The sequence below is a fragment of the Paenibacillus spongiae genome, from assembly GCF_024734895.1.
Lineage (GTDB): Bacteria > Bacillota > Bacilli > Paenibacillales > Paenibacillaceae > Paenibacillus_Z > Paenibacillus_Z spongiae.
Window position 1 is genome coordinate 6,937,501 of the sequence record NZ_CP091430.1, and the last position, 19,599, is coordinate 6,957,099.

33 protein-coding genes (1 of these 33 only partly in view) are annotated in these 19,599 nt (G+C 49.4%); 2 read left to right on the forward strand and 31 right to left on the reverse strand.

Going from position 1 to position 19,599, the window contains the following annotated elements; genetic code table 11:
• Window positions 1–749, forward strand: partial view of a polysaccharide deacetylase family sporulation protein PdaB gene (gene pdaB, locus L1F29_RS31155; protein ID WP_258385866.1) — the 3' portion only. Its footprint begins 55 nt before the window's first position; only the last 749 of its 804 coding nucleotides appear in the window; its start codon lies off the left edge, out of view; its stop codon occupies window positions 747–749.
• 16 nt (window positions 750–765) lie between these two features.
• On the opposite strand, the gene L1F29_RS31160 is transcribed toward pdaB, so the two are convergent.
• Window positions 766–1,404, reverse strand: a complete 639-nt coding sequence (locus tag L1F29_RS31160) for a KinB-signaling pathway activation protein (protein ID WP_258385867.1) — start codon at window positions 1,402–1,404, stop codon at window positions 766–768.
• Between the two features lie 168 nt (window positions 1,405–1,572).
• Between L1F29_RS31160 and gerD the strand changes: the two genes are divergently transcribed.
• Window positions 1,573–2,253, forward strand: coding sequence for a spore germination lipoprotein GerD (gerD, locus tag L1F29_RS31165; RefSeq protein ID WP_258385868.1), 681 nt, complete (start codon window positions 1,573–1,575; stop codon window positions 2,251–2,253).
• A 69-nt stretch (window positions 2,254–2,322) separates the two neighbouring features.
• Here gerD and salA read toward each other — a convergent pair whose 3' ends face one another.
• The 30 genes from salA to rplP form a co-directional block, all read right to left on the reverse strand.
• Entirely contained in the window at window positions 2,323–3,414 is a 1,092-nt protein-coding gene (gene salA / locus L1F29_RS31170; protein ID WP_258385869.1) for an iron-sulfur carrier protein/transcriptional regulator SalA, read from the reverse strand.
• 139 nt (window positions 3,415–3,553) lie between these two features.
• The gene (gene cwlD / locus L1F29_RS31175; RefSeq protein ID WP_373876575.1) at window positions 3,554–4,261 is read right to left on the reverse strand and encodes an N-acetylmuramoyl-L-alanine amidase CwlD; all 708 of its coding nucleotides are present in this window, start codon (window positions 4,259–4,261) and stop codon (window positions 3,554–3,556) included.
• 173 nt (window positions 4,262–4,434) lie between these two features.
• Window positions 4,435–5,601 (reverse strand): sulfate adenylyltransferase, encoded by a 1,167-nt coding sequence (sat, locus tag L1F29_RS31180; protein WP_258385870.1) that lies wholly within the window; start codon window positions 5,599–5,601, stop codon window positions 4,435–4,437.
• 16 nt (window positions 5,602–5,617) lie between these two features.
• Window positions 5,618–6,310 carry a phosphoadenylyl-sulfate reductase gene (locus L1F29_RS31185; RefSeq protein WP_258385871.1) on the reverse strand — a complete coding sequence of 231 codons (693 nt, stop codon included), beginning with the start codon at window positions 6,308–6,310 and terminating at the stop codon, window positions 5,618–5,620.
• Between the two features lie 149 nt (window positions 6,311–6,459).
• Window positions 6,460–6,852, reverse strand: coding sequence for a 30S ribosomal protein S9 (rpsI, locus tag L1F29_RS31190; protein ID WP_258385872.1), 393 nt, complete (start codon window positions 6,850–6,852; stop codon window positions 6,460–6,462).
• Window positions 6,853–6,872: 20 nt separating this feature from the next.
• A complete protein-coding gene (rplM, locus tag L1F29_RS31195; RefSeq protein WP_258385873.1) occupies window positions 6,873–7,310 on the reverse strand; it encodes a 50S ribosomal protein L13 in 438 nt (145 codons plus the stop codon).
• A gap of 214 nt (window positions 7,311–7,524) precedes the next feature.
• Complete coding sequence (truA, locus tag L1F29_RS31200; protein WP_258385874.1) at window positions 7,525–8,265, reverse strand: tRNA pseudouridine(38-40) synthase TruA; 741 nt, start codon at window positions 8,263–8,265, stop codon at window positions 7,525–7,527.
• 175 nt (window positions 8,266–8,440) lie between these two features.
• Complete coding sequence (gene rplQ, locus L1F29_RS31205) at window positions 8,441–8,806, reverse strand: 50S ribosomal protein L17 (RefSeq protein ID WP_204822554.1); 366 nt, start codon at window positions 8,804–8,806, stop codon at window positions 8,441–8,443.
• 126 nt (window positions 8,807–8,932) lie between these two features.
• A complete protein-coding gene (locus tag L1F29_RS31210; protein ID WP_204822553.1) occupies window positions 8,933–9,877 on the reverse strand; it encodes a DNA-directed RNA polymerase subunit alpha in 945 nt (314 codons plus the stop codon).
• Between the two features lie 127 nt (window positions 9,878–10,004).
• Window positions 10,005–10,400 (reverse strand): 30S ribosomal protein S11, encoded by a 396-nt coding sequence (gene rpsK / locus L1F29_RS31215; protein WP_148933645.1) that lies wholly within the window; start codon window positions 10,398–10,400, stop codon window positions 10,005–10,007.
• Between the two features lie 18 nt (window positions 10,401–10,418).
• Window positions 10,419–10,787 carry a 30S ribosomal protein S13 gene (gene rpsM / locus L1F29_RS31220; protein WP_258385875.1) on the reverse strand — a complete coding sequence of 123 codons (369 nt, stop codon included), beginning with the start codon at window positions 10,785–10,787 and terminating at the stop codon, window positions 10,419–10,421.
• 16 nt (window positions 10,788–10,803) lie between these two features.
• The gene (gene rpmJ, locus L1F29_RS31225) at window positions 10,804–10,917 is read right to left on the reverse strand and encodes a 50S ribosomal protein L36 (RefSeq protein ID WP_003333770.1); all 114 of its coding nucleotides are present in this window, start codon (window positions 10,915–10,917) and stop codon (window positions 10,804–10,806) included.
• Between the two features lie 49 nt (window positions 10,918–10,966).
• Entirely contained in the window at window positions 10,967–11,182 is a 216-nt protein-coding gene (gene infA / locus L1F29_RS31230) for a translation initiation factor IF-1 (protein ID WP_006037922.1), read from the reverse strand.
• Between the two features lie 2 nt (window positions 11,183–11,184).
• Complete coding sequence (locus L1F29_RS31235) at window positions 11,185–11,457, reverse strand: KOW domain-containing RNA-binding protein (RefSeq protein ID WP_258389867.1); 273 nt, start codon at window positions 11,455–11,457, stop codon at window positions 11,185–11,187.
• 14 nt (window positions 11,458–11,471) lie between these two features.
• Window positions 11,472–12,233: a type I methionyl aminopeptidase gene (gene map, locus L1F29_RS31240; RefSeq protein WP_258385876.1), complete on the reverse strand. Its 762-nt coding sequence runs from the start codon at window positions 12,231–12,233 to the stop codon at window positions 11,472–11,474.
• On the reverse strand, window positions 12,230–12,883 hold the full coding sequence (locus tag L1F29_RS31245) for an adenylate kinase (protein ID WP_258385877.1): 654 nt from the start codon (window positions 12,881–12,883) through the stop codon (window positions 12,230–12,232). Before L1F29_RS31245 ends, map begins: the two co-directional genes overlap by 4 nt.
• An 89-nt stretch (window positions 12,884–12,972) precedes the next feature.
• Complete coding sequence (secY, locus tag L1F29_RS31250) at window positions 12,973–14,274, reverse strand: preprotein translocase subunit SecY (RefSeq protein WP_258385878.1); 1,302 nt, start codon at window positions 14,272–14,274, stop codon at window positions 12,973–12,975.
• Window positions 14,275–14,715 carry a 50S ribosomal protein L15 gene (gene rplO / locus L1F29_RS31255; protein WP_258385879.1) on the reverse strand — a complete coding sequence of 147 codons (441 nt, stop codon included), beginning with the start codon at window positions 14,713–14,715 and terminating at the stop codon, window positions 14,275–14,277.
• 184 nt (window positions 14,716–14,899) lie between these two features.
• Window positions 14,900–15,079 carry a 50S ribosomal protein L30 gene (gene rpmD, locus L1F29_RS31260; protein ID WP_258385880.1) on the reverse strand — a complete coding sequence of 60 codons (180 nt, stop codon included), beginning with the start codon at window positions 15,077–15,079 and terminating at the stop codon, window positions 14,900–14,902.
• A 13-nt stretch (window positions 15,080–15,092) separates the two neighbouring features.
• On the reverse strand, window positions 15,093–15,590 hold the full coding sequence (gene rpsE, locus L1F29_RS31265; RefSeq protein WP_258385881.1) for a 30S ribosomal protein S5: 498 nt from the start codon (window positions 15,588–15,590) through the stop codon (window positions 15,093–15,095).
• Between the two features lie 31 nt (window positions 15,591–15,621).
• Window positions 15,622–15,987, reverse strand: a complete 366-nt coding sequence (gene rplR / locus L1F29_RS31270) for a 50S ribosomal protein L18 (RefSeq protein ID WP_258385882.1) — start codon at window positions 15,985–15,987, stop codon at window positions 15,622–15,624.
• 65 nt (window positions 15,988–16,052) lie between these two features.
• Complete coding sequence (rplF, locus tag L1F29_RS31275; RefSeq protein ID WP_258385883.1) at window positions 16,053–16,595, reverse strand: 50S ribosomal protein L6; 543 nt, start codon at window positions 16,593–16,595, stop codon at window positions 16,053–16,055.
• Between the two features lie 30 nt (window positions 16,596–16,625).
• A complete protein-coding gene (gene rpsH / locus L1F29_RS31280) occupies window positions 16,626–17,024 on the reverse strand; it encodes a 30S ribosomal protein S8 (RefSeq protein WP_258385884.1) in 399 nt (132 codons plus the stop codon).
• 30 nt (window positions 17,025–17,054) lie between these two features.
• Window positions 17,055–17,240 carry a type Z 30S ribosomal protein S14 gene (locus L1F29_RS31285; protein ID WP_204822542.1) on the reverse strand — a complete coding sequence of 62 codons (186 nt, stop codon included), beginning with the start codon at window positions 17,238–17,240 and terminating at the stop codon, window positions 17,055–17,057.
• 22 nt (window positions 17,241–17,262) lie between these two features.
• Window positions 17,263–17,805: a 50S ribosomal protein L5 gene (gene rplE / locus L1F29_RS31290; protein ID WP_258385885.1), complete on the reverse strand. Its 543-nt coding sequence runs from the start codon at window positions 17,803–17,805 to the stop codon at window positions 17,263–17,265.
• A 32-nt stretch (window positions 17,806–17,837) separates the two neighbouring features.
• Window positions 17,838–18,191 carry a 50S ribosomal protein L24 gene (gene rplX, locus L1F29_RS31295; RefSeq protein ID WP_258385886.1) on the reverse strand — a complete coding sequence of 118 codons (354 nt, stop codon included), beginning with the start codon at window positions 18,189–18,191 and terminating at the stop codon, window positions 17,838–17,840.
• A 54-nt stretch (window positions 18,192–18,245) separates the two neighbouring features.
• Window positions 18,246–18,614 carry a 50S ribosomal protein L14 gene (gene rplN, locus L1F29_RS31300; protein ID WP_258385887.1) on the reverse strand — a complete coding sequence of 123 codons (369 nt, stop codon included), beginning with the start codon at window positions 18,612–18,614 and terminating at the stop codon, window positions 18,246–18,248.
• A gap of 43 nt (window positions 18,615–18,657) precedes the next feature.
• Window positions 18,658–18,921 carry a 30S ribosomal protein S17 gene (rpsQ, locus tag L1F29_RS31305; protein ID WP_258385888.1) on the reverse strand — a complete coding sequence of 88 codons (264 nt, stop codon included), beginning with the start codon at window positions 18,919–18,921 and terminating at the stop codon, window positions 18,658–18,660.
• A 53-nt stretch (window positions 18,922–18,974) separates the two neighbouring features.
• Window positions 18,975–19,175 (reverse strand): 50S ribosomal protein L29, encoded by a 201-nt coding sequence (gene rpmC / locus L1F29_RS31310; RefSeq protein ID WP_127571886.1) that lies wholly within the window; start codon window positions 19,173–19,175, stop codon window positions 18,975–18,977.
• The gene (gene rplP, locus L1F29_RS31315) at window positions 19,165–19,599 is read right to left on the reverse strand and encodes a 50S ribosomal protein L16 (RefSeq protein WP_204822537.1); all 435 of its coding nucleotides are present in this window, start codon (window positions 19,597–19,599) and stop codon (window positions 19,165–19,167) included. The genes rpmC and rplP overlap by 11 nt, the downstream gene beginning before the upstream one ends.

Sequence of the window (19,599 nt, forward strand, 5' to 3'; positions counted from 1 at the left end):
GTGTCGGAATCGTGTTCGCAGCCGGGGTTATTTATGCCGAGAAAGACAACATCACGGTTTTTGCGCCTCAACAGCCTGCTGCGATCTACAGTATCCCTACCGATAAGAAAATTATCGCTCTGACGTTCGACATTAGCTGGGGGGAAAAACGGGCGTTGCCCATACTTAATGTACTAAAAGAAAAGCAAGTCAACAAAGCGACCTTCTTCTTGTCCGCACCCTGGAGTCAAACCCATCCCGATATTGTGAAGAAGATCGTCGATGACGGCTATGAGGTCGGCAGCCATGGACATAAACACGATAATTACAGTACGTTCAGCGACGAAGAGATCCGTCAGCAAATTACAACTGCCCATACGATTCTATCCCAGGTGACGGGTAAAGCGCCGAACTTGATTCGGCTTCCAAACGGGGATTTTGACAAGAGGGTGCTCCGCATCGCGGAAGAGCTTAACTACAAGGTCATTCAGTGGGATACCGATTCCATGGATTGGATGAACATCGGCACGGACAAAATAATAAACCGCGTCGTGGAGAAAGCGCACCCCGGCGATATCGTCCTTCTCCATGCCAGCGATTCCAGCAAACAAACCCACGAGGCGCTCCCGGTTATTATCGATCAGCTCCGGGCCAAGGGCTATGAATTCGTATCCGTGTCTGAACTAATCGCCCAAACGGAGGTTCAAGGCAAGACGGTTCAGGATAAAACAGCCATGTACCAGCAGCTGGATGCTTCTGCAGGCTTTTAATGTGACATAGTAAAGGCTACACGGCCGGCTTCGCATTCGCTGCGGGGTCGGTCGTTTCCGTTGTATCTTTCCGAAGCAGACGATGAAGCCACATGATTTGGTAGGCATTGCATGCGAACAAAGGAACCATCATAAAGACAATGGCGGTCGGATTGCTCTCGCCGGACAGCGTCGGCCATGCTTCCAGCATCGTTACGACAAAGAGCAGGAACAAGGTCGGGATGAACGCCCCATTGTTCGTTTGTTTTACTTTGAAATAAGAAACCATCCATGAGGCTGCGGCAAGTGCAAGCGGCAGAACCCAGAACAGCCAATTATTCTGGAAAGCCTCCCGATTCTGGTACAGGATATAACCCATACCGCCGATAGCAAATAACGTCGTGTAGGCTTGTAATGCATTCCAAAGGTATTTTTTGCGGAGAACACTCAAGGCAATGTAGTTAAGGGTTAAATACGCAAAGAACCCCATCTGGCTAAACACCCCGAACATCAACCCCACAAGCGCCATCATGAGTGCGTTAAAGCCAGCTGCTTCTAGTCCCATAAAGCCGAAAGAAGCATCTGTCCATTGCATGATCGTCCCAATGATGATGGTTACTACCGCACCTACGGCCGCGGTACTCCAAAACAAGAAAAACCATTTGCGTAAATTCACGTAAGGTCCACTCCTATAGGTTTATCGCATGAACATGTGCATAATCAGCCTTTATTTTACCACGTTCACAACAAAAAGCCACGATTGGTCCATGATAATCCGATGAACATTGTCGCATACTACAGAATAAACAAACGTCGCACCATATTGAGAGGAGAGGCATGGATTATGTTTAAACGCATTGTTCTGGCGGCCGCTTCCCTGATGTTGGCTGTCGTGCTTACGAGCTGTGGCTCGGAACCTTCAGGCGGACAAAGTGAAGCGCTCGGCTACAAGGACATCAAAACAATGGTCATTGACATACTGAAGACGGAAGATGCACAAAAGGCGCTGCAGGAATCATCCATGAGCGGAAGCAGCGGAACGGGCATAAAAACAATGTCCCTTCAAGATCAAGAACAGCTTCGCATGACGGTGAAGGAGACGCTAGTCTCTCCGGAATACCACAAAGTGATCGAGAAGCTGATGACCGATCCCAAGTTTGCCGGGGAATTCGCCAAATCGATCAGCAAGGAGAATAAACAGCTCCATAAAGACTTAATGAAGGATCCTACTTATCAAAGCGATCTCATAAAAGTTCTGAAAAATCCAGAAATGGAAAAGATGATCCTTGAGGTGCTCGACAGCGCTCAATACCGCAAGCAAATTTCTACCATTATGCAGGAATCCATGCAAAGCCCTATTTACCGTATGGAAATGCTGGAGCTGCTAAAGAAAGCCGTTTCGGAAGAGCTGAAGCCGAAGGAACAGAAGAAATCCGGTGAAAAGAAAGGCGGCGGCGGCGGCGAAGGTGGCGGTGGTGGAGAAGGCGGCGGCGAGGAATCCGAAGGAATGAGCAGTGGATCTTAATGAACTAAATGCCCGCTAGAGCCTGGCGTCGTTGGAAGCCATTGTCTAGCGGGCATTATTTTGGGTTGTTTACACTCCGCAGCTTGCGATAACTTTATCAGCCACTTCTAAATAAATCTGACCTATCGGGTGTTGGGCTTTATATACCGATGGCGAGAAATCCGGTTCCGACGGATGGTTGTCCGGTTGTCCAAGCGGGATTTGCGCCAGCATCTCGGTGTTTAACGACTCGGCTAATTTCCCGCCGCCTCCCCGGCCGAAGATATATTCCGGTTCGCCGCACTTGCTGCAAACATAATAGGACATATTCTCGATGACGCCTATAATTTCATGCTCCGTCTTGATGGCCATCGCACCTGCACGGGCGGCTACGAAGGCCGCAGTCGCATGCGGCGTCGTTACGATAATTTCTTTGCTCTGCGGGATGATCTGATGAACGTCCATCGCGACATCCCCTGTTCCAGGCGGAAGATCAAGCAGCAGGTAGTCGAGCTCGCCCCATTCGATTTCGGCAAAGAAATTCCGCAGCATCTTGCCGAGCATAGGTCCGCGCCATACGATTGGAGCGTTATCTTCCACGAAGAAGCCCATCGACATGACGCTTACGCCGAATTTCTTAATCGGTATGACCCGCTCGTTTACAACCTCCGGCCGTTCATCGATGCCCATCATATCCGGCACGCTGAAGCCGTAGATGTCCGCATCGATTATGCCGACACGCTTGCCTTTGCGTGCCAGGGCTACCGCCAGATTAACCGTTACCGTAGATTTGCCTACTCCGCCCTTGCCGCTGGCGATTGCAATGAATTGTACCCCGCTCCCGGCCCTCAGAAGCGGATGCTCTTCAAGACCTGCCCCGTGACCCTGCACCGGGTTTCCTGAGGCTGCTCCTCCTTGTGACTGCTGCGTGCTTCCCGCGGCAGGCGTTTGCCCCTCAGAAGTCCTGAATCTGCAATGCACCTTCTCCACGCCACGCTCTGCCAGCGCTTGACGAAGCGCAGCCTCGAATGAAGGCTGCGCCGCCTCGCTGATTCCCACAACGGTCATGGCCACTTGCCCTTCCTTCACGACTATATCACGGAAGGCCGCAGTCGAATCCGCGCTATTATATTCGGCCGCTATCGCTTCGGCGGCCGCTAATACGTCCTCACGGGTCAACATTGTCGTTCATCTCCTCTATCGATCGCAGGCAGCAAAGCAGTTTCACCTGTCATGCCGCACCGTGTACTGCATTTAGTATACCATAGATTGTCCCATATCCAAGGGATAGGACACGTATCCTTTTCCTTATTCGTTCGCGTCAGCTTCCGGATTTCCCCTGCTTCGCCCCCCACTTTTCCCCTGCGCTGTAACGCAAAATTCCTTGATAGATGGAGGCCGCTACCTTCTTCTGATAATCGGCATCCACCAGCCGCCCGGCTTCGCTCGGATTGGATAAGAATCCGACTTCCACCAACGTTGTCGGAATATTCTCCATCGCTTTCAACACATATACATCGTTTTTCTTCGCCGGAAGCCGCTCCGTGTTCTCCAGATTTCGGCGAATCTCGTCTTGGATAAAGGAAGCGAGCAGCGAATTATCCGGATGATTCGGATAAAAGAAGGTCTGGGCGCCGGACCATCGCGGTGAAGGTATACTATTCATATGAATGCTTATAAACATGCTGGCATTCTGATCCTTCACATACTGAACCCGCTGTACTAAATCTTCCGTCTTTCTCCTGCTTGGCTTTCGGGTGCCTTCTTGAGCCAGATCATAATCGCCTTCACGAGTCATGACGACGATAGCGCCTGCTTGCTGCAAATAGTCGCGCAATTGCAGCGCAATCGCCAAATTCAGATCCTTCTCGATCGCGCCTTGCTTGCTCACCGCCCCGCCGTCTGCGCCGCCATGCCCCGCATCAAGTGCGATTGTCTTACCTGATAACGGAAGCGTCCAATACGTCCATGTCCGCGTGGACGGTACGTCCTGCGACAGCAGAACAACCGTTAGCAGCACCGCGGCCATTCCCAAGCCAACCCGAAGCATTCCCCGGTATGTAATCCAGACAATAACCCGTTTCCTCAAAAAAACCACCCCAATTCCACAGCGATAAATAGGTGCATGCCACAGGGCATTGCGCTCTCTATCATCATATGGGACGAGGTGGTATGTTATGCGAATAAGGGCATGCTTGATTATTAGCTTACAGGCTGCTCTGCCATTCCTTCGATCAAAATCTTAGCCACTTCCGGACGGGAGAACTCCGGCGGCGGGCAGATACCGTCACGCAGCAAGGCGCGAACCTTCGTACCCGACAATGTCAGATGATCCGCTTTGTCATGCGGGCATGTTTTGCTGGAAGCCATATTGCCGCATTTCGTACAGAAGAAGCTGTGTTCAAAGTATAGCGGAGTAATACCCAACTCTTCGATTGGGAACGTCTTCAATAGATCTTGCGCTTCGTAAGTCCCGTAATAGTCGCCTACCCCCGCATGGTCGCGTCCGACGATGAAATGCGTGCAGCCGTAGTTTTTGCGAACCATCGCATGGAATATCGCTTCACGGGGTCCCGCATAACGCATAGCTGCAGGGAATACGCCGAGAAATACGCGGTCAGCCGGATAGTAGTTCTCAAGCAGCGCGATATAGCTTTTCATTCTGACATTGGCTGGGACATCATCCGATTTGGTTTCGCCAACAAGCGGATTCAAGAATAAAGCGTCGACGATTTCCATTGCACACTTCTGAATATATTCGTGAGCCCGGTGAACCGGGTTCCGTGTCTGGAAGCCGACAATCGTCTTCCAGCCCTTCTCCGCAAAGATGCGCCGCGTTTCAGCCGGGTCAAAATAAAACTCATTGAATTTCTCCGGTACGGGACGGTTCAATACGGTAATAGGGCCGCCAACATAAGTAGATGGGCGTGCAAACAGCTTGGCAACGCCGGGATGCTCTTCGTCATCCGTCTTAAAAATATGGACAGCTTCACGCTGCTGGTCCACCTTATATATACTTTCAATATCGATAATGGCATAAATAATTCCGTCTTCGCCAATCAGGGATGCACGCTTTCCCGTCGAAAGCACCGATGCTTCATGATCCTCCACAGCCAATGTAATCGGAATGCTCCACACGGTTCCGTCTGCTAAGCGCATGCGCTCGACTACGGAATGGTAATCCGCTTCATTCAAGAATCCGGTTAATGGCGAAAAAGCACCGACCCCGATCAGATCCAAGTCCGATATGGTCCATGTGTTAACAAGAATGGAAGGTAATGATGCGGCCTCAGCCAGAAGCGTCTCGCGTTGTGTTCCAGTTTCAATTCGGTTGATTAATACGCCGCCATGCGGCAGTATGCTGCTCATGTTCGTCTTTAGCCTCCTATTTGTGTAAACCACACTCCGTTTTTACTTGCCCTGCCCATCGACCTGCACGCGGATCTTCCCCAGGCATAACCTGACGCGTACAATGCTCACACCCTATGCTCGGGTAGTTATTATCATGTAACGGATTATAGTATACCTTGTTTGCCCGAATATAGCTCCAAACATTTTCATTGCTCCAGCTCGCAATGGGATTAAATTTGATGAGACCGAATTTCGTGTCATACTCAATTTTTTTGGCATTCGCGCGCGTTGGTGCTTGATCTCGGCGAATTCCGGTAATCCAGGCATCATATTTCGATAAAATTTGGGTGAGCGGCTCTACCTTCCGAATGTTGCAGCATTGATTAGCATCACTTTTCCACAACTCCGGCCCAAACTGTTCACTTTGTTCTTCCGGCGTCAATGCCGGTTTCACTTCTACGAACTTCATCCCGTAGCGTTCCATCATTTTATCCCGTGTTTCGTAGGTTTCTTTAAAGTGAAAGTCCGTGTCCAGGTAGAAGACATCTGTCTTCGGACTAATCTTCTGCAGCATATCGACGATTACGACATCTTCCGCTCCGAAGCTGCATGCGAATGTAATATTAGGGAAGGTTTCCACTGCATATTGTATGATTGCTTCAGGCGTTGCGCCCTCAAGCTCCTCCGCTTTTTGTTTCACAAGAGCTTCCTTCTCAAAAAGATTCATCACGAATACCTCCGTTAATAAGTTAATTCCAAGTAAGTTGATCTGCTTTATATTATACGTCGGATATTCGTTTTGTTCAATCACCTAATTATTATAATGACAAAAAAACCCTTCTCTGCATGGCAGAAAAGGGTTTGTAGATGATAAAATTAACGTTTCGAGAACTGTGGCGCGCGGCGGGCCGCTTTCAGGCCGTATTTCTTACGTTCTTTCATACGTGGGTCACGAGTCAAGAATCCAGCGCGTTTCAGAGCTGGACGGAATTCCGGGTCGGCTTTGAGCAATGCACGGGAAATACCGTGACGGATTGCACCGGCTTGACCGGAGATGCCTCCACCGTGTGCGATAACGAGAATGTCATACTTGCTTCCCGTTTCAGTCAACGCTAGTGGTTGTTTCACAATCAGTTTGAGTGTTTCGAGACCGAAGTAGTCGTTAAGGTCACGTTTATTAATAATGATTCGTCCTTCACCTGGCACGAGGCGTACACGTGCTACAGAGTGTTTACGACGACCGGTTCCATAGTATTGAACTTGAGCCATGAAACTGTCCTCCCTTTCAATTAACCGCGAAGTTCATAAACTTCTGGGTTTTGAGCTTGATGTGGATGTACCGAACCGGCATATACTTTCAGTTTAAGCTTCATTTTGTCGCCTAGGCGATTTTTTGGAAGCATGCCATGAATTGCTTGTTCCAGAACTCTTTCTGGTGTCTTTTTGATCATTTCATGTGCAGGAGTCACTTTCAAACCACCTTGGTAGTGGGAGTGACGGTAGTACATTTTGTTTTGCATTTTCTTGCCTGTAAGAACGATTTTCTCTGCATTGATAACGACAACAAAGTCGCCTGTGTCCACGTGCGGTGTAAACTCTGGCTTGTGTTTACCGCGAATCAAGCTGGCTGCTTCGCTAGCCAGACGGCCAAGCGTTTTGCCTTCCGCATCGATGACGTACCATTTGCGTTCAACTTCATTTGGCTTAGCCATATAGGTGGTGCGCATGGATGATCCTCCTTATTCATGTAACAACCGTTCATGTATACACGTTCTCATGTATGAAGAAACGTTGCCGTTTCATCGGTTTAATCGTTTATTGTTGGGATGTTGCTATTGGCTGACTAAGTCGGGGCTGTGGGAGAGCCACTTAGAAAGCACAAGTTATATTCTACTATATATAGGGCCTATGTGCAAGCAGATTATTCGAAGTATAAGCCAACTACTCCGGGTATTCCACCTGCAGCAAGGTTAGCCCCTGGGGCGGTGCTGTCGGACCTGCTTTCGTGCGGTCTTTCTGCACCAGAATAGAAGGGATATCCTGTGCTTTCATTTTGCCTTCTCCGACCCAGATCGCTGTGCCGGCTATGATTCGCACCATGTTGTATAAGAACCCATTGCCTGTCACGAATATATCCAGCCGGCCATCTCCATCAGCAAGTCTTGCTTCATAGATGGTTCTGACATGACTCGGCTGTGTTGATTGCGGTGAGGCAAAGGACGTGTAATCATGTTCACCGACCAGCGCGTTCAGCGCTTCTCTCATCGCAGGTACATGAAGCGGCGCATAATGATGAACCCGATAACGCCGATGAAATACATCCGGATATTGATTCGTATCGATCGTGTACTGATACGTCTTGCGCTTCGCGGAATGACGGGAATGAAACTCCGGCGGTACTTCATCGGAATGAATGACAACGATGTCTTCCGGCATTCGCGCGTTGATGGCATAGGTCCAACGTTCGGCAGGAATTCGGGAATTCGTCTGAAAGTTAATCACCTGGCCACGCGCATGAACGCCAGCATCCGTTCGGCCCGAACCAATAATCCGAATATCTTCATTCGACAGCGCCCTTATGGCCGATTCAAGAACATCTTGGATCGTGTTGCCGCTTGGCTGCGTCTGAAAGCCGTTATAACTTGTTCCGTCATAGCTGACAATCATTCGGATGTTCTTCACTATGCGCCTCCTTCCCCGCCGCCATAGGCGTCGTTACAGACATCAGCATGGGGATATCGATCAACGCATAATCCCGTAATGACTGTCCTTGTCCTGCTGTCTCAGATCTTCACCGAGGATCAGATCAGAAGTATTCAAACAAAAAAAGGTGGCCGCAAGGTCCACCCTTTCTTATTTACGCGCGATCTACCAGTTCCAAATATACCATAGGCGCTGAATCGCCACGGCGAGGTCCCAGTTTCAGAATCCGCGTGTAACCGCCCGGACGTTCCGAGTAACGGGTAGCCAATTCGGAGAACAGTTTTTGAATCGCGTCCTGTCCGCCATCGATAGACTCGCGGCGAACGAATGCAGCTACTTGACGACGAGCGTGAAGATCGCCACGTTTCGCAAGCGTAATCAGCTTCTCAGCGATCGGACGAAGTTCTTTCGCTTTCGCTTCCGTCGTTTGAATGCGCTCGTACAGGAACAAGTCGGTGACCAGATCGCGGAATAGTGCTTTACGCGAGCTTGCGTCACGGCTCAACTTAGAATATGCCATTGATTTTCCCCTCCTTAAAAGATTTGCTAAGCAACGCTGTGGGATAGATATCCAAGAATGTTTGAGGCGCAGTTGCCAGCAAATCTGATCCTTGAAAGCATTCACTTAGACTAGTGTAACCAGCTGTTACTCCTCCATGCGAAGGCCAAGACCGAGCTCCTCCAGCTTCTCTTGAACTTCTTCCAAAGACTTGCGGCCGAGGTTCCGGACTTTCATCATGTCTTCTTCCGTTTTCGTGATCAGCTCTTGGACGGTATTGATGCCTGCACGCTTCAGACAATTGTACGAACGTACGGAAAGATCCAGTTCCTCGATCGTCATCTCGAGTACTTTCTCTTTCTTGTCTTCTTCTTTCTCCACCATAATTTCGGCATCCTTCGCTTCATCGGTCAAGCCGACGAACAGGTCTAGATGCTCAGTCAAAATTTTGGCTCCGAGACTTACTGCCTCTTCCGGGCGAATGCTGCCGTCGGTCCAAACCTCAAGCGTTAGTTTGTCGTAGTTGGTCACTTGACCGACACGGGTATTCTCGACGCTGTAGTTCACACGTGTAATCGGGGTATAGATCGAATCGACCGGTATAACGCCAATCGGTTGATCATCCCGCTTGTTACGATCCGCTTGAACATAACCGCGGCCGCGATTTGCAAATACCCGCATATGGAGCCGCGCACCGGAGGCCAGGGTCGCGATATGAAGATCAGGGCTCAATATTTCGACGTCGCTGTCCGCGCGAATATCGCCCGCCGTTACGTTACCATCGCCTTCCGCATCAATCTCCAATACCTTCTCTTCGTCGGAATGGATTTTGAGCGATAGACTTTTCAGGTTCAGAATGATTTCGGTAACGTCCTCAATCACTCCCGGAACCGTGGAAAACTCGTGCAGCACACCGTCGATTTGAACCGAGGTGACAGCTGCACCCGGCAGCGACGACAACAGAATTCGGCGAAGCGAATTTCCAAGTGTCGTGCCGTATCCGCGTTCCAGCGGTTCGACTACGAAACGACCGTAAGTGCCATCCTCGTTCAGCTCTACGGTTTCGATTTTCGGCTTTTCGATCTCAATCACTAATAGTACCCTCCTTCAAAACGTCGCTCCGTTTCCATGATTGCCAATGTAGTCAAATCATGTAGTATGGCAAACCTTCACAACCATTATTCACAAGTTGTTGTTATTTGATACCACAAGTGTATGACTACACGCGACGACGTTTCGGCGGACGGCATCCGTTATGCGGAACAGGCGTTACGTCCTTAATGAGGTTAACTTCAAGACCGGCAGCCTGCAATGAGCGGATCGCCGCTTCACGGCCTGCGCCTGGACCTTTAACCATCACTTCAACTGCTTTCATACCGTGTTCCATAGCCGCTTTAGCTGCAGATTCTGCTGCCATTTGTGCTGCGAACGGCGTGCTTTTGCGGGAACCTTTGAACCCGAGGTTACCTGAGCTCGCCCAGGAAATCGCATTGCCGTGCGGGTCGGTAATCGTGACGATCGTGTTGTTGAACGTAGAGCGGATGTGCGCTACGCCCGACTCGATATTTTTGCGGTCACGACGTTTGGTACGAACCACTTTTTTCGGTTTAGCCATTTTAGTTATCCCCCCTTATTATTTCTTCTTGTTCGCTACAGTCCGACGAGGACCTTTACGCGTACGAGCATTTGTTTTTGTGCGTTGTCCGCGAACAGGCAATCCACGACGGTGGCGAACGCCACGATAGCAGCCGATCTCAATCAGACGCTTAATGTTAAGCGAAATCTCGCGACGAAGGTCGCCTTCAACTTTTACCGTTTTGTCGATCGTTTCGCGCAAGCGGCTAACTTCGTCCTCCGTCAAATCGCGAACGCGGGTTTGTTCACTGATACCCGTTGCGCTCAGGATTTTGTCGGCAGTCGTTTTACCGATTCCGAAAATGTACGTCAAAGCGATAACTACGCGTTTATCACGCGGCAAGTCTACACCAGCAATACGTGCCATGTAACGTTATCCCTCCTTATCCTTGTTTTTGTTTGTGTTTCGGATTTTCACAGATCACCATAACGTTGCCTTTGCGACGAATGACTTTGCATTTCTCGCAAATCGGCTTTACAGAAGGTCTAACCTTCATTGTGATTACCTCCCGAATTCTTCGTCAGCAGACCATCTGTGTAGAAAGTCTACTTCCGATAGGTAATGCGTCCTCTAGACAGATCATAAGGCGACAACTGAATGACGACTTTATCTCCAGTCAGAATACGGATGAAGTGCATTCTGAGCTTGCCCGATACATGGGCGAGAATTTGATGTCCGTTTTCCAGCTCCACCTTGAACATAGCGTTGGGCAGCGGTTCGACGACCGTACCTTCGACTTCAATGACGTCTTCTTTGGCCACAGTCATTCTCCTTTCGCTTGCACATACTTCTGAATCGCAAAACGCAGCTTGGCGTTGGTTACTCGGCCGGTTTCCCGCATGCTGTCCGTCACTTCATGACTGACGACCGGTTGCATCAGAAGATGCACTGCGTTCTTCTTCTTCGGTTGATCGAAGCGCCGCTTGTCACCGTCTGCAATGAGTACGAAACGATCGTCGACAATGCCTATGATGATGGCATAGTCTCCTTCGTCCTTCCCTCGCAGCACTTTGACGATGCGGCCGATTTCAGGCATTAATTCCAATGCGCTCAACCTGCCTGCTCTCCGCTTTGGGTTAATATTTCATAGCCATCCGCAGTTACCGCTACAGTATGCTCAAAATGAGCACACCATGTACCGTCCTGTGTAACAACCGTCCAATTATCCTCCAGCGTACGAACGTACCGTTCCCCAATGATTACCATCGGTTCGATTGCGAGTACCATGCCCGGTTTCAGACGCGGTCCGCGATCCGGTATGCCGTAGTTCGGAATTTGCGGTTCTTCATGAAGGTCTGCACCTATACCATGACCGACATATTCGCGAACGACAGAGAAGTTAGCTTCTTCGATCACTTGTTGAATTGCATGCGAGATCGTAAACAACCGAACATCCGGTTTCACTAACGCAAGTCCGGCATAGAGTGACTGTTCGGTCACATCCAGCAGACGCTGCGCTTCTTCACTGATCTCCCCGACTCCGTAGGTCCAGGCGGAATCGCCATGGAAGCCTTCGAATTGGGCGCCGATATCGATACTGATGATATCACCGTTATTCAGCTTGCGCGAACCCGGAATTCCGTGCACCAGCTCTTCGTTTACAGAAGCGCATATGCTGCCAGGAAATTGATTGTAACCTTTGAAAGAAGGTACGGCTTTTTGACTTCGAATGAAGGTCTCCGCAATGCCGTCAAGCTCTCGGGTCGTAATGCCTGGACGAACCGCCTGCTTCAGCAAACGATGAGTCTCGGCTACGATCCTGCCAGCTTCCCTCATATATCGCAATTCCGCTTCGGATTTGCATATAATCATTCTGCAGAACCTCGCAAACAGGATACGATCTCTGCCGTTACGACGTCGATTTCCTTCTCGCCGTCCACTTCACGGAGCAGCTCCTTGCTCGAGTAGTACTCAAGCAGCGGCGCCGTCTTCGAAATGTATTCGTCGAGACGAGTTCCAACTTTCGCTTCCGTATCGTCTGACCGTTGATACAGCTCGCCGCCGCATTTATCACATACGCCCTCTTGCTTCGGAGCGTTGAACATAACGTGATACGTTGCTCCACATGATTTGCAAATGCGACGACCGGTCAGCCGCGCAAGCAGCAAACCGCGGTCAACCTTCAAGTTCACGACATGATCAATACTGCGTCCCATGTCGGAAAGCATCCCATCAAGCGCTTCTGCTTGTTGAAGCGTCCGTGGGAAACCGTCGAGCAGAAAGCCCTTGTTGCAGTCTTCCAGCAGCAGACGCTCACGAACGATCCCGTTTGTGATCTCGTCTGGTACGAGAAGCCCCTGGTCAACATACTCTTTCGCCTTTTGCCCAAGCGGCGTGCCTTCTTTCATTGCCAAGCGGAATGCATCGCCAGTCGATATATGCGGTATGCCGAATGTCTCGACAATACGCTCGGCTTGCGTGCCTTTCCCAGCGCCGGGAGGACCCATGAATAAAATGTTCATTAGCGTGTTCCTCGCTTTAAGCACAATAGGCCCTAAACGGGTTCCAGCACGAGAAGATGAAGTGCGGAAGCCCGATTTTGAACCTATCGTTATTTATTGATAAACCCTTTGTAATGGCGCTTAATCAATTGGCTCTCGATTTGCTTCATCGTATCAAGCGCAACACCGACGACGATCAGCAATGAGGTTCCTCCAAGCTGTACCGAACGATCCAAGCCTGCCAATGAACCAAAGGCAACAGGTAGAATCGAAATGATCGCCAGGAAGAGCGCTCCGCTTAACGTAATCCGCGACATGACACGAGTGATGTAAGAGGAAGTCGGCTTACCCGGACGAATGCCAGGAATATAACCGCCATTCTTTTTCATTTGATCGGCCATTTGCACAGGATTGATTTGCACGAAGGTATAGAAGAAAGTGAACCCGATAATCAGTATGATGTAGAGCACCATACCGAGCGGCTTATCGTAATACATGTGGTTCTGAACCCATTTCGCCCATTCATGAGTGGACCAGAACTGAGCGATCGTAATCGGGAACATCAAGAGCGATACGGCGAAAATGACCGGTATTACACCTGCTCCGTTTACTTTTAATGGGATGTGTGTCGATTGACCACCGTACATCTTCCGGCCCACAACACGCTTCGCGTACTGTACCGGAATTTTACGAATACCTTGTTGTACGAAGATAACACCTACGATAATCGCGATGATCGCTATGACCATAACGACTACCTTCACGATGTTGAGGAACATCTGGTCTCCGGCATCAGCGAATAGATCGGTGTATATCGTACGCATATGACCTGGAATAGCAGCCACGATACCGGCAAAGATCAGAATCGAGATCCCGTTGCCGATGCCTTTCTCCGTTATTTGCTCACCGAGCCACATAAGGAAGGATGTGCCTGCCGTTAAGATTATCGCAATCATCAGATAATCCGTGAACGTTGCTCCTGGAATCATATCATACGAATATTGACGGTTAAAGCCGATCGCTGTGCCGAAACCTTGAATCAGACCCAACACAACGGTGCCATAACGCGTAATTTGCGCAAGCTTACGTTTGCCGTTCTCTCCTTCTTTCGCCCATTCGGAGAATTTCGGGATGACGTCCATGGAAAGCAGTTGAACAATAATGGACGACGTGATGTACGGCATGATCCCAATTGCGAAGATCGAGAATTGGAACAGCGCGCCACCGGAGAACGTATTAAGCAGACCGAAGAGGTCTGCGCCGCTTTGGTCAACCTGTTTGAATACATCTTTATTGACCCCTGGAACCGGAATGAAGGATCCAATACGGTAAATAAGCAAGATGAACAGGGTGAACAAAATCCGTCTGCGGAGGTCTTCCACTTTCCATATGTTGGACACGGTCTTGAACAATTAGATCACCTCGGTTTTACCGCCGGCAGCCTGGATTTTCTCTACCGCAGATTGAGAGAACTTGCTTGCTTTCACCGTCAGCTGTACTGTGATTTCGCCGTTACCCAGAACTTTAATTCCGCTTTGTGGGTTTTTGACGATCCCTTGCTCCATCAGCAGTTCAGGCGTTACTTCCGTACCTGCCGCGAAGCTGTTCAGCTCATCGATGTTAACAATCGCATACTCTTTACGGAATGGGTTGTTGAATCCGCGCTTAGGAACACGACGGTACAACGGGTTTTGACCGCCTTCAAAGCCTGGACGGACACCTCCGCCGGAGCGAGCGTTTTGCCCTTTGTGACCACGGCCAGCTGTCTTGCCGTTTCCGCTACCGATACCACGACCTTTACGGAATCCGTCCGGACGGGAACCCGCCGCTGGTTTGAGCTCATGCAATTTCATCGTTCGTTGCACCTCCTTAAAGTTTTTGCGAATCTTACACTTCGTCAGCGAGCAAAAACTGCTTCGGAAGCATAGGCTTAGTTTTTGCGATACGACTTGTTTAAACTTCAGTGCGAGCAAAAACTTGCTTCGAAAGCCTAAACGAAGTTTTTGCATCGCTTCTGCCGAATTCGGCTATTTATGCTTATACTTCTTCTACTTTAACCAAGTGGCTAACATGGTTCACCATGCCGCGAATGGCCGGGCTGTCTTCATGGACAACCGATTGGTTAATTTTACGCAATCCAAGCGTATTAACCGTTGCACGTTGCTTCTCGTTACGGCCGATCAGGCTGCGGACGAGGGTGATTTGCAATTTTGCCATCTTATTCCCCTCCTTAACCCAAGAGCTCTTTAACGGTTTTTCCACGTAGTTTGGCCACGTCTTCTGCACGCTTCAGACGGGAAAGGCCTTCTAACGTTGCATTGACCATGTTCATCGAGTTGGAAGAACCAAGCGATTTTGTGAGAATGTCGCCTACACCAGCCAGCTCAAGAACAGCACGAACAGGGCCGCCAGCGATCACTCCGGTACCTTCCGATGCCGGTTTGAGCAGTACGCGTCCTGCGCCGAAATGTCCAAGCACTTGGTGCGGAATCGTTGTTTTCACAAGCGGCACATGGATCAGGTTTTTCTTCGCATCTTCAATGCCTTTACGGATTGCATCGGGAACTTCTCCCGCTTTACCGATTCCAGCGCCGACGTTGCCTTTGCCATCGCCAACAACTACAAGCGCACTAAAGCTAAAGCGGCGTCCGCCTTTAACAACTTTAGAAACGCGGTTGATTTGAACTACTTTTTCAGTCAGTTCTAACGCATTCGGATCTATACGCAAGTCGTTTTACCTCCTTATTAAGTAATGTCGATTAGAATTGAAGTCCGGCTTCGCGGGCTGCGTCTGCCAGTGCTTGAATTCTGCCATGATACAAGTAACCGCCACGGTCGAATACGACTTGCTCTACGCCTTTCGCCTTCGCACGGTTAGCGATGAGTTCGCCAATTTTGCGGGCTGCTTCAACGTTACCGCCGTTTCCGATATCGCTGACTTCTTTGTCAAGCGTGGATGCGGCTGCGATCGTAATGCCTTGAACGTCGTCGATCAGCTGTGCGTAGATGTGTTTGGAAGAACGGAATACAGACAAACGCGGACGTTGTGTCGTACCGTTAATTTTCTTACGAACGCGCAGGTGACGTTTCAAACGGGCTTTGTTTTTATCGCCTTTAGTAATCATTCGAAAGACACTCCTTTCTTTCGGTCCTTATGAAGCTATCCGATTAAGCGGCCATGCAAGGACGCTTACTTCTTCTTACCGGCTTTACCTTCTTTGCGGATGATACGCTCGCCTTCGTACTTGATCCCTTTGCCTTTGTACGGCTCAGGCTCACGAACGGAACGGATTTTCGCAGCAGTTGCGCCAACGAGTTCTTTGTCGATTCCTTTTACGATGATTTTCGTGTTGGAAGGAAGTTCGAACTCGATGCCCGATTCCGGTGTAATTTCAACCGGATGCGAGTAACCAACGTTCAAGACGACTTTCTCACCGCTCTTGCTTGCACGGTAACCTACGCCTACGAGCTCAAGGTTTTTGGAGAAACCTTCGGTTACGCCATTCACCATGTTCGCAATCAAGCTGCGGGTCGTACCGTGCAGGGAACGATGCAATTTATTATCGGAAGGACGCTCGACAGTAAGCGAGTTCTCTTCGAGAACGACTTTCATGTCTTTGTGAAGTTCACGGCTAAGCGTGCCCTTTGGTCCTTTAACTGTAATTAAGCTGTTGTCCAAGTTAATGTTTACGCCACCAGGCACTTGGATCGGTTTGCGGCCAATACGAGACATCTGTTACACCTCCAATCGTTGTGACGTTTATTACCAAACGTAGCAGAGTACTTCGCCGCCGGATTTAACTTGACGGGCTTCTTTATCGGTCATAATCCCTTGGGACGTGGAGATGATCGCCATTCCCAAACCGCCAAGTACGCGAGGGACTTCATTGCTTTTCGTGTAAACGCGCAGGCCTGGCTTGCTAATACGCTTCAAACCAGTGATGACACGCTCTTGGTTAGGGCCATATTTTAGGAAAATACGGATAATCCCTTGTTTGTTATCTTCGATATACTCGGCATCGCGGATAAAGCCCTCGCGTTTCAAAATCTCAGCGATTTGCTTCTTGACTTTCGAAGCAGGCATTTCCACTTTCTCGTGACGCACAACATTCGCGTTGCGAATACGCGTCAGCATATCTGCGATAGGATCAGACATAACCATTGTGTGAACCTCCTTCCCGAACTCGGCTGATTACCAGCTTGCTTTTTTAACGCCAGGAATCTGGCCTTTGTATGCTAACTCACGGAAACAAATCCGGCAAATTTTAAACTTTTGCAAAACGGAATGTGGACGGCCGCAACGCTCGCAGCGCGTGTAAGCACGCACTTTGAATTTAGGATCGCGTTGCTGCTTAATCTTCATCGAAGTTTTTGCCACTTGGTTCTACACCTCCTGTGGATTACTTCGCAAACGGCATGCCCATTTGGGTCAGCAGCTCACGAGCTTCTTCGTCCGTTTTTGCCGTCGTGACGATGACGACGTCCATACCGCGAACTTTTTCTACTTTATCATACTCGATCTCCGGGAAGATCAATTGCTCTTTCAGGCCAAGCGTGTAGTTGCCGCGGCCGTCGAATGCTTTCGTCGATACACCGCGGAAGTCGCGGACACGCGGAAGCGAAACATTGAACAGTTTGTCAAGGAAGTAGTACATGCGCTCGCCGCGCAGCGTTACTTTAACCCCGATCGGCATGTTCTCACGAAGCTTGAAACCAGCGATCGATTTCTTAGCGCGAGTAACAACCGGTTTTTGGCCGGAAATCAGACGAAGATCTTCAACAGCCGTATCAAGCACTTTGGAGTTCGCAACTGCTTCGCCAACGCCCATGTTGATAACAATCTTCTCAATCTTCGGCACTTGCATGACCGTTGTATAGTTAAACTTCTGCATCAAAGCAGGTGTAATATCATTCAGGAAACGATCCTTCATTCTTGCTGCCATGTTTCATGGTCCTCCTTTCTTAGAACGGTGAATTAGTCGATCACTTCACCGGATTTTTTAGCGATCCGGACTTTTTTGCCGTTATCGAGCACTTTGTATCCGATACGAGTTACTTGTCCGCTCTTCGGATCAATATGCATAACGTTCGATACGTGAATCGGCGCTTCCTGTTCAATGATTCCACCTTGTGGATTCGTTTGAGAAGGACGTGAATGCTTCTTCACCATATTGACGCCTTCGACGAGCACGCGGTTCTCACGTGGATAAGCAGCAATGATACGGCCTTTCTTGCCTTTATCTTTACCGCTGATCACGATCACGTTATCGTCTTTCTTCACGTGCAGCTTGTTGTTATGGGATTCTAACACTTTTTTCAACCGTGGCATGAGTTACACCTCCTGCATGCTTGCGCCAAGCGCGAGCTATTTAATCAACGTTCGTTAGATAACTTCTGGAGCGAGCGATACGATTTTCATGAAGTCGCGATCACGAAGTTCACGAGCAACTGGTCCGAAAATACGTGTGCCGCGCGGGCTCTTGTCTTCTTTTACAATAACAGCTGCATTCTCGTCGAATGTGATGTAGGAACCGTCTTTACGGCGTACGGAACGCTTCGTACGAACGATTACCGCTTTAACAACATCACCTTTTTTGACAACGCCACCTGGTGTTGCTTGTTTAACGGAGCAGACGATCAAATCGCCAATATGGCCAACACGACGTCCCGTACCACCGAGTACACGAATGCACATCAGTTCTTTAGCGCCAGAGTTGTCAGCGACAGTTAAACGCGTAAATGGTTGAATCATTTTAACGTCCTCCTTTCGGAAAAATGCTCAAGGAAAGCATCCTTTACAATACGACTGCTACTTCTACGATTTCGACCAGGCGGAACCGTTTGTCCTTCGAAAGCGGACGAGTCTCCATGATTTTGACGGTATCGCCAATTTTCGCTTCATTGTTCTCGTCATGCGCCTTGTATTTCTTGGTGTACTTGATGCGTTTATGGTACAAATTGTGTTTTTTGTAGGTTTCTACAGCAACAACAATTGTTTTATCCATTTTGTCGCTAACGACTTTACCGATTTCAACTTTACGGGCGTTGCGATCGCTCATGTTCTTCCTCCTTCCAACGATAACCCTAAGATATCGTTAACTGATATACCGTGTTAGCCGCTTATTCCCAATTCTCTTTCACGCAGAACGGTTTTGGCACGAGCTATTTCTTTACGCACATCACGGATTCGAGTCGGGTTATCCAATTGACCGGTAGCCAATTGAAAACGAAGGTTGAACAACTCTTCTTTAAACCCGGCGACTTTTTGTTCGATTTCGGCTGAAGTCAGGTTGCGAAATTCACTAGCTTTCATTTGCTTCACCACCCACTTCTTCGCGTTTCACGAATTTCGTTTTGATTGGGAGCTTGTGAGCAGCAAGACGCATTGCTTCACGTGCCGTCTCTTCCGAAACGCCAGCAAGTTCAAACATGATCTTGCCAGGCTTCACAACGGAAACCCATTTCTCAACGTTACCTTTACCGCTACCCATCCGCACTTCAAGCGGCTTTTGAGTAATTGGCTTGTGAGGGAAGATTTTGATCCATACTTTACCGCCACGTTTGATATAACGGGTCATTGCGATACGCGCAGATTCGATCTGGCGGTTCGTGATCCAACCCGGTTCCATTGCTTGCAAGCCGTATTCGCCGAAGGCTACTTCCGTGCCGCCTTTAGCGCGACCTCTCATGCTACCGCGTTGTTGTTTGCGGTGTTTGACGCGTTTTGGTACCAACAT